Here is a 15243-nt window from a genome sequence, read left to right as displayed (position 1 = left end):
AATTAACGCTTAAATTTCTTCTCGGCTTTCTTGAACTTCTGTACATAACGACGACGACGAGCAGCCACACGTTCATCGACTTGCGATTTACGCCCTTCAAATGGGTTTTCAGAGGTTTTAAAGTCGATGCGAACAGGTGTACCCTCAAGCTTGTATACTTTACGGAATACATTTTCGAGGTAACGGCGATAATCCGCTGGTGTTTTATCAACCTTGTTTCCGTGAATCACAATCGTTGGTGGATTTTGTCCGCCCATATGCGCATAACGCATCTTGATACGACGACCGCTCACCATTGGAGGTTGATGCGCTTCGGTGGCATCATTCAAAATCTGGGTCAGTTTGGCTGGTGAAACTTTCAGATTTGCCGACTCGTAAGCACGGTGAATCGATGGATACAGCTCACCAACACCTGTGCCATGTAAAGCAGAGATCAAGTGAATTTTTGCCCATGGAATAAAGTCAAAACGGCGCTCGACATCAAGCTTACATTGCTTGCGGTCATATTCGGTCATGTTATCCCATTTATTAATGGCAATCACCATGGCACGGCCAGCTTCAAGCGCATAACCGATCAAGTGTAAGTCTTGCTCGACAATGCCTTCACGCGCATCGACCACCACCACAACCACATGCGCATCTTTCATGGCTTGTAGCGTCTTAACGACCGAGAATTTCTCAATCATTTCATCGACTTTACCCTTACGACGCACACCCGCAGTGTCGATCAGCGTATATTGACGTCCATCACGCTCAAATGGAATATAAATCGAGTCACGCGTTGTGCCTGGCTGGTCAAATGCCACTACACGCTCTTCACCTAACAGGCGATTGACCAAGGTCGATTTACCCACATTCGGGCGACCAATAATCGCCAAACGCAAGCCTGTGGCTTTGTCGTGTTCTTCAGGATTTTCATCTTCAGGCACATCTACTAGCACATCTTCAAGCATTTGTGCCACGCCACGACCATGGCTGGCCGCCACATGTAACGGCTCACCAAAGCCAAGTTTGTAAAACTCAACCACAGCGGCTTCTGCATGTACTCCGTCTACTTTGTTGGCTACAAGGTAGACTTTTTTACCTAAGCTACGGATTTCACGTGCGATTTGCTCATCCGATGCCAACAGACCTGCACGGGCATCGACCACAAAAATGATGATGTCTGCTTCATGAATGGCTGTTTTGGATTGTTCAGCCATGTAGGCATCAATGCCCGCCTCACCCTCACCAATACCACCGGTATCGACAACAATAAATGATTTATTTTGGTAAACCGCATCACCATATTTACGGTCACGGGTAAGCCCTGCAAAATCAGCCACGAGTGCATCACGACTCTTGGTAATCTGGTTAAACAATGTTGATTTTCCGACATTCGGACGACCAATGAGCGCAATAACGGGTTTCATAGAGTAACCTTTTTCAAGATCTGCCATCTCTCATGGCATCTGCATCAGAAACGATAAATAAGGAAGACAAAAGGCCAGAGGCCCAAATAAAAATACGGGGTTTTGAATGGTTTAGTATTCAAAATACCCCGATGAATTTGATAAGCGTTTCGCCGAGCGGCTAGTTTAACACAAGCTGAGGAAAAATTAACGTACTTCCCAGATGGTTAAGGCACCTTTTGCGGTAGAGGTATATAAATGACCGTCTACTACACGCAGCGAACTGACTTCTCCACGTGTTTTGGCACGCCCGATGAGCTGACCAGAATTTGGATTGATCAAATGAATCACGCCATCTAGATCACCCACCACCAAGTCTTTTCCGAGCATAACAGGATTACTTAACTGACGATTGAGCAGTACATCACTTTCCCAGAGCTTCGAACCTGTACCTAAATCAAAGGCACTAAGTTTACCGTCGCTTTGCGAAATAAACACTTTGTTGTCATAGACAGCCGGACGCTTGTTACTGCTTGAATCCTGATTCCATACCACACTCAAATTAGTGAGGTCAGTAACTGTCACTTGACCTTGATAACTCACCGTCACCAAATATTGGCCAGAAACGACCGGATCACCATCGATGTCGATCAGGCGCTGTACGTCAGAACGTCCTTCACTTACAGCAACGCGGCGCTGAAAACGTGGAATACCGCTGATGACGTCAATACCATAAACATAGCCGTTGGCACTGGCTGCAACAACTGTACGGTCGTCGAGCATGACAGGTGATGGCTGGCCGCGCAAACTAAATTGAATGCTTGGCATTTTGTAGGTCCAGACCTGCTGACCTGTGGCAGCATCGTGTGCAAACACTGTACCGTCATTGGCGATGGTGGTGACGCGTCCTTGATAAATCAGAGACGGACTAAGCACAGCACCACTAAGCTGTACTTTCCACTTTTGCTCACCCGTTTGCTGATCAAGCGCGAAAAGTTCACCTTTTGCAGTCCCGACCACGACAATACCTTCACCTGCGACCGTACCCGCAGTCAGACGATGCTTGGTCACACGTGTAGTCCAGAGGCGATCTTTACCACGATATGCCGAAACTTTACCTTTCGGATCTGGTACAAAAATGACTCCATTGACATTATCAAGCTGAAGACGCAAAGGATCTGCCTTAGGCATTGATGACACACGTTGAGAATAAACAGGTACGAGCGCTTGCGTTTGCGTCTGTGCAAGTTTAGGCAAAGGATTCGGCTTGGCCTCTTCCTTTTTTAACTTGTTGGTTGAACAACCGACTAAGGCGGCTGATACAATCATTAATGCAAACGGAAATTTATACTTTATATCCATTAAGACTCATCCACCTGTGTGTCTAGAATCGGGCGCTCGATCTCAGGATCATCTACTAAAACGCCTACACTTTCGAGTTTAATTTGTAAAATTTGACGCTCTTGTTTACGTTCTAGCAAAACATCCCATGCACTTTGATACGCCTTGCGAGCAGAAGCGATATCATTTTTTGCAACGTAGACATCGCCGCGAGCTTCTTCAGCTGTGGCTTTGAATGCTGGATCGGTAACAGATGATAGCGTTTTTAACGCCTCATCATACTTCTTTTGCGCAAGTTGCGCATTAGATAAACGTAATTTGATGAGTTGCACAAGCCCTTCATCATTTATTTTTGTAGTCTCGATTTTTTTCAGCGATTTTTCAGCGCCTGCATAATCACCTTTGTCGTAGGCAATTTTAGCCAACATGAATTCAACTTGAATCGCTTGAATTGAATCTGGTGCATCTTTGACAATCTTGTCTGCTGCTGCATAAAGATTATTGAGTGCATCTGGATTCGATTCAGCCGCTTGCGCCTGATCCATCAGTTGCTGAACTTTTGCGGTACGAGTCTGGTTTTCAGCCAAGGTTTTCTTTTGCCAATACTGCCAACCCAAAAAGGCAATGAGCGCAATAAGGATCCCGATAATAAGAGCTGAACCATATTTTTTACTGAACGACTTCAAGTTATCGAGTTGTTCTTCTTCACTTAATGCGCTCATGCGTGTGTCCTTTATCCTTCAAATCTTCAGCTTAATTTGCAATTTTTTCAATTAAAAATGGTACAAGCGCCGAGAGCGCAACCTGAGACTGTTCTGCAGTTGCCAACTCTTTAATCGCAAGCTCCTGTGCAGTCCACTCTCGTTCTCCAAGAATCACAGCAAAGCGCGCACCAGATTGGTCGGCTTTTTTCATTTGACTCTTCATACTGCCCTGAGAACCGGTTTTAATTCGAAGCGGATGGTTGAGCTGCTCGAGCTGATCACGCACCTGTTCTGCCAGCACCAGTGCCTTGCCTTGATAGGCCGGTTCGGCCACTAAAAAGACATCACAATCACGCACGGCTTGAACCTGTTCAACTTGCTCAAGCAAGAGTAAAAGTCGCTCCATGCCCATGGCAAAACCTACCGCAGGTACAGATTGATCCGCCTTACCTTTGAGTTGCCCCACCAGACCATCATAACGACCGCCTGCACATACCGTCCCTTGCGAACCCAACAACGTTGTGGTCCATTCAAATACCGTTTTGTTGTAGTAATCGAGACCACGAACCAGTTTTTGGTTAATGCCAAACGATACGCCCGCCTGAGTCAGATAATCTTGCAATTGCTGGAAATGAGCCAGACTTTCTTCTTTAAGAAAATCATGTAATTTCGGTGCATTTTCCAAAATCTTTTGAGTTGATTCAATTTTCGAATCTAAAATACGTAGTGGATTGGTGCCCAAACGACGCTGAGAATCTTCATCAAGTGCATCTTTGTGCTGATTTAAAAAATCGACCAATGCAGCTCGATATTCAGCACGCTCATCCATTTCACCCAAGGTATTGAGCTCAAGTTGAACTTTATCGGATACACCCATGCGTTTCCACAAACGTGCCGTCATCATGATCAGTTCGGCATCGATGTCTGGCGTTGCCACCCCAAAGGTTTCTACACCAAACTGATGAAATTGACGATAACGTCCCTTCTGTGGTTTTTCGTAGCGAAACATAGGTCCAACATACCAAACACGCGGAGTGGCGCCACGCAGTAAGTTGTGTTCGAGCATGGCACGTACACAACCTGCAGTACCTTCAGGACGCAGTGTTAAAGATTCTGGTGGTGTTCCTTTGTCGAGAAAGGTGTACATTTCCTTTTCGACAATATCCGTTGCATCACCAATTGCACGCTTGAATAAGCCTGTTTGTTCAACAATCGGCAAGCGAATCTGTTGGTAACCGTATGCATCCATCAAAGAAGCGAGATGCTGTTCAAGACGTCTCCATGCTGGCGTTTGAGCAGGAAGAACGTCATTAAAACCTTTAATTGCGACAATTGAACTCATGATGAACTACGAATAATTTCTTTAGATTTAGCTTCTTCGATCTCTTTCACACGCTGACGAACCATTGATTCGATTTCATCAACCAACTGGTCCGTATCGATCAGGTGACTTTTTTCACCGTTACGATAGACCAATGAACGAGGAGAAGCACCCACAACACCGATATCAGCTTCCTTCGCCTCACCCGGACCATTTACCTTACACCCAATCACCGACAGATCCATTGGGGTACGAACATCTTCTAAGCGCTCTTCAAGCGATTGCATGACCTTGATCACATCAAACTCTTGACGAGAACAGCTTGGACACGCAATAAAGTTAATCCCGTTTGAACGCAAACCAAGTGATTTGAGAATATCAAAGCCGATTTTAACTTCATCTTCTGGCTCAGCTGCCAAGGAGATACGCATAGTATCGCCAATGCCTTCCATCAGCAAGCCACCGAGTGCAATCGCAGATTTGACCGTGCCTGTGCGGTAAATCCCAGCTTCGGTTACACCCAAATGCAGTGGATTATCAATCTGCTGCGAAAGCAAGCGATAAGCATCCATGGTTAAAAATACATTCGATGCTTTCACACTGACTTTAAACTCATGAAAGTTCAAACGATCTAAAATATCGATATGACGCATGGCCGATTCAAGCAAGGCTGCACCTGTCGGTTCGCCATACTTTTTTTGCAAATCTTTTTCTAGCGAGCCAGCATTGACACCAATACGGATCGAAATATCATGATGACGAGCCGCGGCCACCACTTCACGCACTTTTTGATCAGAGCCGATATTGCCTGGGTTGATACGCAAGCAGTCTGCTCCGTAATCAGCCACAGCCAAGGCAATTTTGTGATCAAAATGAATATCCGCCACTAATGGCACTGAAACACGTTTACGGATTTGACCAAACGCTTCAGCAGCCTCCATAGAAGGCACAGAGACACGCATAATATCAACACCCGCATCTGCACATCGTTGAATTTGTGCAACAGTTGCATCGACATCACAGGTTTCTGTGTTGGTCATGCTTTGAATACTGATAGGCGCATCGCCACCGACATAGACAGAGCCAACACGAATTTTACGGGTCGGACGGCGTTTTATAGGATTTTCGATCATCGTTGGGTGCTCTACTTTCTCTGTCTTAACGCGATAAACGGAATTCTGCTTTGCCGTTTACGGTATAAGGCGACAATGAAATTTGCTCTTGATTTAAACTCAACGACACAGCAGACGCATCATCAAGTCGAATCTGAAAAGGTGACTGGCCCGACAACTCCAGTGTGGATGCCTGACGACCTGTTGCAAGCACCTTACCGGTTGAATCTACAATATGAATAGAGGTCGGACGGGTAAAGTTCAAGACCAATTGGTCGCCCGATGCTGCCGAAGCATTTCCCATCGGTAAAATTTCAACGTTCGATGCCGCAGGCGCAGTGGCATCATTTTTTTTGCTTGACCAGTTTTGAATGGCGGTAAAAATCAGTCCAAGAATAACCAGAACCAATACAATCAGCACACTACGTTTTAACCATTTACGATTACGCTCGCTGTTTGAACCCGGCAATTTACCCATGATCTTAATCGGCGAGTTGGTCAGCGCATGATTCGGCAATAAGCCCGTATCATTGGCATAGATTTCATCAAAACGTTGAATAATGATCGATGCATCCGCATTTAAATACTTTGCATACGAACGATAATAACCTTTGATAAACGTGGCTTCTGGCAACACTTTATAATCATCGCTTTCAAGTGCCGTTAAGGTTTTTACCGGCATTTTCAGCGCGTCCGCAACGTGCTCGAGCTCCAGCTTTTTCGCAATACGGATTTGACGTAAATACTCACCGGGACGTTGTACATTTCCTAATGCAGAAGTGGGTAAACTTGAGCCAGTTGGCTGCTGTGAATTAGGATTTATTTCCATACGGCCTCAGTACTGTACTGTAATTGCATATAACGTTGATATTCTGGACTATCTGGGTAAAAAATACGAAGCTGATTTACCAATACTTGCACCCCAGTCCGGTCGGCATTCGCTCTCGCGACGCGAATTCCCACCCAAAGTGCACGAGCACTCTGATTTTTCTGCCCAACAGTTCGAACATATTGTTCATACATCTCTGTCGAGGCAGGAATTTTGTGTTGCAAATAATAAATTTCTGCTAACTCTAACATTGAAACAGTTGAATCACGGTTTGCCTGAAGTGCCTGTTTGAACATTTTTTCAGCATTCGAAACACCCCCCAGATGCAAATAAATCCGACCTAAATTTTCCAATGCCAGATAGCGCTGGTCATATCCTAATGTACTACCGGCGCGTGTCAATTGTTGAATTGCATCATGATAACGTTTCATCTGATACAAATAAGCGCCATAGTTGTTTCTGGCTTGAGCATTCTCCGGATCCAGCGCTACAGCACGTGCAAAATATTCATCGGCTTTTTCAAGATTTGGGCGACTGCCCTCTTGCTGCAACAACACCCCCATCATCATGTTGGCATTGCTGTCTCTCGGTTCGACTTTGAGTGCATGATCTAGCGCACGCTTGGCAGCATCAAGATCACCTGTTTTGATATATTCGGCTGCAAGTTGAGTCCGGACTTTCGCGCCTTTTTGCGGATCTTTTTTTATTGAAGTCGTTTGGCATCCAGATAAAAGAAGCGCCGCCAGCATAGTGGCAGCGAATGACTTTCTAATTGTATAGGCCTTACTCAACTTACCACTCCCAATGCTTATCCTTGTGAGCGCATAATCTCTTGTCGCTGCGCAACTTTCTTTTTCCATTGTTCGGCGCGACGTGTACGGTCAGCTACCTGCCCGACTAACTGGCCACATGCCGCATCAATGTCATCACCACGTGTCTGTCGAATCGTACACACAAAACCAGCATCAGACAAAGCTTTTTGAAACGCCATGATACGATTACGGCTTGAGCGACCATACGGCGCGTGCGGAAACGGATTAAACGGAATTAAATTAATTTTACTTGGTAAATTTTTCAGCAGTTTAATCATCTGCTGTGCATGTTCAGGATGATCGTTTACGCCATCGAGCATCACATATTCGATGGTCACGTGCTTACGTGCACTTTCATTGCCATCTTTGGAAATATAACGCTGTGCTGCCGGAATAAGCTGTTCAAGCGGATATTTTTTGTTGATCGGCACCAACTCATCACGCAGTTCGTTATTTGGCGCATGTAAAGAAATCGCGAGGGCGACATCCAACTCTTCAGCCAACTTATCGATCATTGGAACGACACCCGACGTCGACAAAGTCACACGACGCTTCGACATACCGTAGGCAAAGTCATCTAACATGATCGACATCGAATGAACCACAGGCTTGAAGTTCAATAACGGCTCGCCCATGCCCATCATCACCACATTGGTCACCGAACGGGTACGTTCTGCGACGGGTACATCTTCAACATAAGACTGATTGGCCACCCAAAGCTGACCAATAATTTCATCAGGCGTTAAATCACGCTGAAAGCCTTGTTTACCCGTCGAACAAAACGAGCAATCCAATGCACAGCCCACTTGTGAAGAGATACATAGGGTTTTACGTGAACCGGTTTTATCTTCTGCTGGAATCAGAACGGTTTCGACCAGTGAGCCTTCACCATCCCCCACACGAAACACCCACTTACGCGTGCCGTCTTTAGAATAATGACGATGCACCACATGCGGCGCTTTGACTTCACACACTTGCTCAAGTTTGGCGCGCAGTTTGCCCGAAATATTGGTCATTTCGGCAAAATCGGTAACAAAATACTGATGAATCCATTTCATGATCTGACCGGCACGAAATTTCTTTTCGCCAATCTGTTCAAAAAATTGTTCGAGTTCTTTACGCGACATCCCTAAAAGATTTAATTTCGGCTTCACGACGTCTTTGTCCACAGCCATTTGAGATGTAGATGAAGAATGCGGTGCGTCTGTATTTGGCACTGAAACGCCTACTGCAGATGTCATGAGATTACCTAAACCAAAATAGAGATGAAATTCGATTGTTTAAAAATAAAACAATCACTTCATGAGAGAATAAAAAAACCAGATAAGTATGATACCACTTATCTGGTTTAATTGCTTTTAATTAGCGAGTGCGCGGGAAGATTTCGTCCGCAGCAAAGAAGTACGCAATTTCGCGCTCAGCAGATGCAACTGAGTCAGAACCGTGCGCAGCATTTTCGTCAATGCTTGTTGCAAAGTCTGCACGAATTGTACCAGGAGCCGCTTCTTTCGGGTTAGTTGCACCCAAGATTTCACGGTGAGCAAGTACAGCGTTTTCGCCTTCAAGCGCAGAAACAACCACTGGACCAGAAGTCATGAACGCAACGAGGTCAGCAAAGAAACCGCGTTCTTTGTGCTCAGCGTAGAAGCCTTCAGCTTCAGCTTGAGTCAAGTGCTTGTATTTAACAGCAACTGGCTTCAAACCTGCTTTTTCGAAACGAGCGATGATTTCACCAATGTGATTTTTACCTACAGCATCTGGCTTGATAATAGACAGAGTACGTTCAATTGCCATGAGTGGCTCCTATACGCTTTAAACGTGAAAAAAATTTGCCGCATTATACCGATGTCCGGGCCAATAATCAGCTTCGAATCGGTAAAAGTTTGGTTTTTTCTGTGATTTTTATCGAACTTCGTCAATCCAGGCCATTTGGATGGCCTCTAACAGTCCTTCTGTCGATTTTTGCGGATCATCATTAAAATCGGGTAAGGCGCACACCCATGCGTGTAGGTCGGTAAAACGAATCCATTGCGGATCGACCTCTGGATGTGCTTCTGAAAGCTCAATGGCAATATCAATGGTGTCTGTCCAACGTAGGCCCATTCGAGGTTCCTGTCTGTTTAAGATGAAGTCTGGTTACTGTAGCAAATTTATAAAACAGAGAGAATCGTTTCTCAAAGCACAACGCCCAACATTGGCGCACAAAAAATAATCATGCCAGCGATTGATGCACCAATCAGTGCGCCGACCATCACATCACTTGGATAATGTAAACCCAAAATCATGCGAGATAACGCCACCAGCAAGGTAAACGGCAGCATGAGCGTTACAAGTACAGGCATAACATAACCTAAGCAGATGGTTGCCATGACCGCGTGTAAGGTATGCCCAGACGGAAAGCTGAAATGATCTAGCGGACGCTCTCCCAGTACAATCACTTGATGCACTTGGTAAGGGCGAGGCCGAGTCGTTTTATGCTTCAAAAATTTGTATAGCGCGGTTCCAATTGAGCTACCCAGCACGAGGTACACGATTTGTATGCCATAAGGCAAACCTTTTGTTATCCAGACCATCGCCAGCATAGCGTACCAAAACGAACCGTCACCCAAACGGCTGACCACTTTAAAAAATGTGGCAACACGCTGTGAGTGTGAAAAATGATTTAGATACACACATCCTCTTAAATCGAGGTCCAGTATTCTTATTTTTGCATTCTTAAAATTCATGGTGTGTTCTCCTCACGCTTAACGCTTAGAATGATGTCATGTAGGGCTCCTTGACCACCCGATATAAGGCTTGTTCCATTTGTTGTACGGGAAATTGCCAGCCATCTTGTTCTACGCGCTGCCGCGCGAGACGTCCCATTTGCCGTAGCATCATAGCAGTAGGCAGCTGACGCATGTTGTGAATAAACGTAGCAGGTTGCCCGACAGGGCTCAACCATCCTGTTACACCGTGTTGCACATATTGATGCGCACAGGCGTAATCGTAAGCCACGACAGGCAGACCACTGGCCATGGCTTCGAGCACCACATTACCAAAGGTTTCTACTTGACTTGCAAACACAAATACATCTGCGCTTGCATAAGCTTCTGCAAGATTCCTGCCACTTAAACTTCCCGTAAATATTACGTCACGATTTTGATCAAGTGCCTGCAATCGTGCTCGGTCTGGGCCATCCCCAACAATCACCAGTTTCTGGCGTACCCGCTCGGTACGCTGCATCGCCAGATAATTTTCAATCAGTAGATCAATCTCTTTTTCAGGAGACAGACGCCCGACATAAAGCATCACGCATGTATCGGGTGCAGCCTGCCAAGACTGCCTTAAAGATTCATTTCGATGGCTTGGTGAAAAAAAATCTGGATCAACCCCTCGCCCCACAATCGCTAGCGGGCAGGTTACACCAAATGCACGTAAGGCTTTCTCGGTGTCTTTACTGGGCACACAGGTCATTTGGGTATGATTATGAAACCAGCGTAAATAGCCTTGTATAGGTTTAAGTAAAAATGCCAAATCAAAAAAGCGGCTAAAATCCTGAAACGGCGAGTGAAACCCACTGGAAAGCGGGATTTTTCGGGCCTGCGCCGCATATAACGCACAGAGTCCTAATGGCCCTTCCGTTACAATATGCACCACATCAGGTACAAAGCTTTCTAAAGCTTTAGATACTTTCAGATACTGTGGCCAGCCGAATTGCAGCTCTGGATATTTGGGAATTTTTTGTGCATGCACCAAACATTCACGATGCGGCGTAAATTCAGCACAAGCCCGTTTTTGTTGTGGTCGAATCAGTAGAATTTTATGACCTTGTGCCTGTAAGCCCTTGCAGAGCTGTAGTAAAGACATGGCCACCCCATTGATTTCTGGCGGCCACGTTTCGGTTACGATCGCAATTTTTAAACGTGGGCGAACCAGCTCATTCAGGCAATCTAGATCCCGTGAAAAAGGATTGAAGCGACGTTTAAAATAAAATTTAAAACTTTCTGGAATCTGTTGTTGTTTTAGTAGCGTTGTAGCGGGAATACCGTACATACAAGCGTCCATTGGCGTATTTATCATAGCTCAAAGTTTAAGCAGCCTCTTTGACACTTTCATGATCTTGATATGACAGTTTTCTGACAACCCTATAAAAAAACCTCCTCGCCATCCTTATACATTGATCGCGAGAAGGTTTTTTAAAGTATGTTAAGGCTTATTTTCCTTGGAGCTTTGAGTAGTCTAGCAACACATTCATCGCCTCATTCACAAAAGCCTCTTCTTCAGGAAGCGGCGGACGCTGCGTAGCTTTCATTTTGGCACGCGATTCACTGAGCGCATCCAAAGAAGCCTGATAGGTTTCCCAATTAGCATAAGGCTTCAAACCTGTCGCCGCACGGCGTTTGTTTTCCGCATCTAGGGTTTGCTTCTCTAATGCCAAAATTTCAGCCTTGCGTTGATCGATATCGAGCACAGTGCGCTTCTGATCTTTGGTTTCTTGTGCAATCGACTTACGTGTTTCCAAGTAGTTAAATTGCGGATCTTTCGAAACACGTTGCGTTGATAACTGCGCCAATTTAGTCACGTAAGGCTGAATTGAACCTTCACGTTTAAACGGTGCGGTTGGAATGGTATCCCACTTCAATGCATTTTTGGCTTTACGCTCACCAAACTCTTCATCGTAAATATCCACCAGCTTGATGTCTGGAATAACCCCTTTATTTTGGGTACTTCCACCGGTCACGCGGTAGAATTTACGCTGTGTCAAGGTCGCCTGACCGTAGGCCAGACTGTCTAACTGCACCTGTGCCGTTCCCTTGCCTGTAGTGGTACTACCAATCACCACGCCACGCTCATAGTCTTGTATGGCCGCAGAGTAAATTTCACTCGCCGATGCAGACGCCAGATTCACCAAAATCGCCAGCGGACCTGCGTAGGTCTGTGCGCCACCATCGTTGTCTTCAAAGACACTGACATTACCGTTGCCATCTCGAATTTGAACCACAGGACCAGATTTAATCACTTGCCCAAGCATACGCGCCACTTCTTCAAGCGAACCACCTGGGTTGTTACGTAAATCGATGATAATCCCTTCAACATTTTTGGCAGAAAGTGCCTTCAAGGCATTGTTGGTATCTTCAGAGACCGAACGATACTCGGTACCGGCACGACGGGCGCGATAGTTCAAGTAAAACGATGGAATTTCAATCACACCGTACACATGTTTTTTACCGTCACGAGTCAGCTCTACAGTACGTGAACGCACACCGGCATCTTCTTCCTGAATGACATCACGTACCAAAGTCACACTGCGGGCCTGACTCATCTGCGCCCCCGGCCCCAACACACGAATCGTGACTTTGGTACCGCGTTTACCGCGAATCAGTCCTACAATTTCCGAACTTGGCCAGCCAATCACGTCGACCATCTTATCGCCATCTTGAGCCACCCCAATGATACGATCACCAGATTTAATTTGACCCGACTTACTTGCCGGACCACCTTCTACAATGGTTTCAATTTTGGTGTAGTCTTCATTGCCACGTTCAGGACGAATCGATACCCCAATCCCTTCAAGCTGTAACGTTGTCTGGCGGTTGAGCTCAATGGCATCGATTGGCGGATAATAATTACTATGTGGATCATAAGTGGCCATCATCGCGTTGAGTGTCTTATCGAGCACGTCATCGCTTTTCACCCGCTTCAAACGTTCCAACTGACGTGTGTAACGTTTCACCAAGGTTTGAACAGGGGTTAAATCATCTGCACTGGCCAAGTCCTGCCCATTTGCAAGTGAAGGATTGTCTTTAAGTGCCTTTTGTTTGGCCAGATCCTCTTCTTTGCTGATGGTCATGTTGATCAACTGCGACACCAGCATTTTACGCCAGTAATCTTGCTGCTCGGCAGCCGTTTTAAAATATGGTGCTTTTTCGCGGTCTGTCTCGATATAGACATTTGGCTGTTTGAGATTTTGCGGCTTTTTCAGCTCATTAAGTACAAACTCGTAAAACGCTTTAAGATGTTCACGGTATTGCGCATGAATGGTAAACGGACCAGATAAATCGCCTGCTTTTAAGGCAGCACCGAAGGTCGGTCCGTATTTTTGCTTATATTGAGCCACTTCAGCAGCAAGAAAAATCGAATGATCCGGATCGAGGCTATCGAGATACATATCTAAGATGCGGTTCGATGTGGTGGCATCCAGACGCATGTTGAGATAATGCTGACGATCCACCAGCGTTGCGAGTTGGCGCGACACCAGCGCTTGTTCTTTGGTAGGTTGAATCGACTGAGAAACAGAAACAGTATCGGTCGCGGCGATTGCCTCATTAATTGCATGGGAGAAGAAAAAACCGCCAGTTGCGAGCGCAACTGCACATGCGAGTACTTGAAGTTTCATAAATTCTTAATACGTCCTGAGCTTTCCATTATCAGGGTGGATTGCCTAGCCGTTGAAAATGCAATTCACCCCACACGCCGAGTCTTCGATCTTTATCGTCGATTCAACATCTTAATCAACTTAATTTGTGTACGTCGTGTAGTTTTATCATATTCTGTGCTGACAAAATGTAGCAAATCATTGCAAAATTCCGTTATCGTTCTTTAATTCACACCCCAAAACGGATTCTTATATGATTGGCGCATTGATGCTCGACATTGCTGGCACAGAGCTTACTCAAGAAGATATTGAACTCTTGCGCGCTCCGCAAGTCGGCGGCATGATTTTATTTTCAAGAAACATCGAATCACCCGCTCAAGTACGCGCCCTGACCGATCACATGCGTCAAATTCGTCCCGACATTTTAATTGCCGTGGATCAAGAAGGCGGACGTGTGCAACGCCTGAGAACCGGTTTTAGCGCACTTCCTGCCATGGGTAAATTCGGTGAATATTATCTTGAGCAACCCGAGCAGGCAGTTGCTCTGGCCGAACAATGCGGCTGGCTAATGGCCACCGAAGTACTGGCTGTCGGAATCGACTTTAGTTTCGCGCCAGTACTTGATATCAATGCCATCAGTGATGTGATTGGCGATCGGAGCTTTGCCAACAATCCGCATGATATTACCGTGCTTGCGGCGGCCTTTATGCGTGGAATGAAACAAGCAGGCATGGCGACTACAGGAAAACATTTTCCGGGACACGGCTCTGTCAAAGCCGATTCGCATGTAGCCGCGGCGATTGACTCGCGTCACTACGATGAGATTTATCGGACCGACATGCAGACCTTTATTCAGTTGATGCCTCAACTGGATGCCCTGATGCCTGCACACGTGATTTATGATCAGGTCGATCCACATCCGGCTGGCTTCTCACCGTTTTGGATTCAAGAGGTGCTGCGCAAGCAACTTGGTTTTGATGGCGTTTTGTTTTCAGATGACTTGACGATGCAAGCCGCTTGCGTGGCTGGTGGCGCAGATGCACGCTTAAAAGCGGCACTTGATGCAGGCTGTGATATGGGACTGGTCTGTAATGATCGCGCAGCAGCATGTTTGGCGCTGGATGCCATTTCCACTTATGCACTTCCTAATCAAGATCGTTTAAGCCGCATGCGTGGTCAATGCCCTGAACTGAAAATTTCAAGTGCATTATCGCTCGGAGAAACATGGCAAACGACTAAAAATGCTATTGAAGCGTTTAAAAATTCATTTTAACTTGCATAGAGCAGCAAGGATCTAATCTAAACCAGAAGCTGTACGCAGCTTCTGGTAAAACGCGAGAAGCAAAACACAACGATTAAAATAAAAATGAGTCAG

Annotated in this window: 14 protein-coding genes; 1 reads left to right on the top strand and 13 read right to left on the bottom strand. The window is 45.8% G+C overall.

Annotated features, from left to right (window positions below; translation table 11 throughout):
- Positions 1-2: 2 nt before the first annotated feature.
- The 13 genes from der to L2096_RS05280 all read right to left on the bottom strand — a co-directional run bounded on the left by der (position 3) and on the right by L2096_RS05280 (position 13889).
- Positions 3-1412 (bottom strand): ribosome biogenesis GTPase Der, encoded by a 1410-nt coding sequence (der, locus tag L2096_RS05340; protein ID WP_025095396.1) that lies wholly within the window; start codon positions 1410-1412, stop codon positions 3-5.
- Positions 1413-1598: 186 nt separating this feature from the next.
- On the bottom strand, positions 1599-2753 hold the full coding sequence (gene bamB / locus L2096_RS05335; RefSeq protein WP_250364989.1) for an outer membrane protein assembly factor BamB: 1155 nt from the start codon (positions 2751-2753) through the stop codon (positions 1599-1601).
- Positions 2753-3454: a YfgM family protein gene (locus L2096_RS05330; protein WP_004932928.1), complete on the bottom strand. Its 702-nt coding sequence runs from the start codon at positions 3452-3454 to the stop codon at positions 2753-2755. The genes bamB and L2096_RS05330 overlap by 1 nt, the downstream gene beginning before the upstream one ends.
- 31 nt (positions 3455-3485) lie before the next feature.
- Positions 3486-4778, bottom strand: a complete 1293-nt coding sequence (gene hisS, locus L2096_RS05325; RefSeq protein ID WP_216197795.1) for a histidine--tRNA ligase — start codon at positions 4776-4778, stop codon at positions 3486-3488.
- Complete coding sequence (ispG, locus tag L2096_RS05320; protein WP_004932923.1) at positions 4775-5890, bottom strand: flavodoxin-dependent (E)-4-hydroxy-3-methylbut-2-enyl-diphosphate synthase; 1116 nt, start codon at positions 5888-5890, stop codon at positions 4775-4777. Before ispG ends, hisS begins: the two co-directional genes overlap by 4 nt.
- Positions 5891-5915: 25 nt before the next feature.
- Positions 5916-6698: a helix-turn-helix domain-containing protein gene (locus L2096_RS05315; protein WP_004943670.1), complete on the bottom strand. Its 783-nt coding sequence runs from the start codon at positions 6696-6698 to the stop codon at positions 5916-5918.
- Positions 6689-7447, bottom strand: coding sequence for a type IV pilus biogenesis/stability protein PilW (pilW, locus tag L2096_RS05310; protein ID WP_004932917.1), 759 nt, complete (start codon positions 7445-7447; stop codon positions 6689-6691). The genes L2096_RS05315 and pilW overlap by 10 nt, the downstream gene beginning before the upstream one ends.
- 59 nt (positions 7448-7506) lie before the next feature.
- Complete coding sequence (gene rlmN / locus L2096_RS05305) at positions 7507-8751, bottom strand: dual-specificity RNA methyltransferase RlmN (protein ID WP_004932914.1); 1245 nt, start codon at positions 8749-8751, stop codon at positions 7507-7509.
- A gap of 121 nt (positions 8752-8872) precedes the next feature.
- On the bottom strand, positions 8873-9304 hold the full coding sequence (gene ndk / locus L2096_RS05300) for a nucleoside-diphosphate kinase (protein WP_004932912.1): 432 nt from the start codon (positions 9302-9304) through the stop codon (positions 8873-8875).
- Positions 9305-9412: 108 nt separating this feature from the next.
- On the bottom strand, positions 9413-9613 hold the full coding sequence (gene iscX, locus L2096_RS05295; RefSeq protein WP_004932909.1) for a Fe-S cluster assembly protein IscX: 201 nt from the start codon (positions 9611-9613) through the stop codon (positions 9413-9415).
- Between the two features lie 71 nt (positions 9614-9684).
- Positions 9685-10236 (bottom strand): phosphatase PAP2 family protein, encoded by a 552-nt coding sequence (locus L2096_RS05290; RefSeq protein WP_004943680.1) that lies wholly within the window; start codon positions 10234-10236, stop codon positions 9685-9687.
- 25 nt (positions 10237-10261) lie between these two features.
- Positions 10262-11545, bottom strand: coding sequence for a glycosyltransferase family 4 protein (locus L2096_RS05285; protein ID WP_111812077.1), 1284 nt, complete (start codon positions 11543-11545; stop codon positions 10262-10264).
- A 160-nt stretch (positions 11546-11705) separates the two neighbouring features.
- Positions 11706-13889 (bottom strand): carboxy terminal-processing peptidase, encoded by a 2184-nt coding sequence (locus L2096_RS05280; protein WP_119025182.1) that lies wholly within the window; start codon positions 13887-13889, stop codon positions 11706-11708.
- Positions 13890-14121: 232 nt separating this feature from the next.
- On the opposite strand from L2096_RS05280, the gene nagZ reads away from it, so the two are divergent.
- Positions 14122-15141 carry a beta-N-acetylhexosaminidase gene (gene nagZ / locus L2096_RS05275; protein WP_212515077.1) on the top strand — a complete coding sequence of 340 codons (1020 nt, stop codon included), beginning with the start codon at positions 14122-14124 and terminating at the stop codon, positions 15139-15141.
- Positions 15142-15243: the final 102 nt, after the last annotated feature.

Source organism: Acinetobacter sp. ACZLY 512, from assembly GCF_023614015.1.
Taxonomy (GTDB): domain Bacteria; phylum Pseudomonadota; class Gammaproteobacteria; order Pseudomonadales; family Moraxellaceae; genus Acinetobacter; species Acinetobacter soli.
This window is presented reverse-complemented; position numbering and strand designations above follow the sequence as displayed.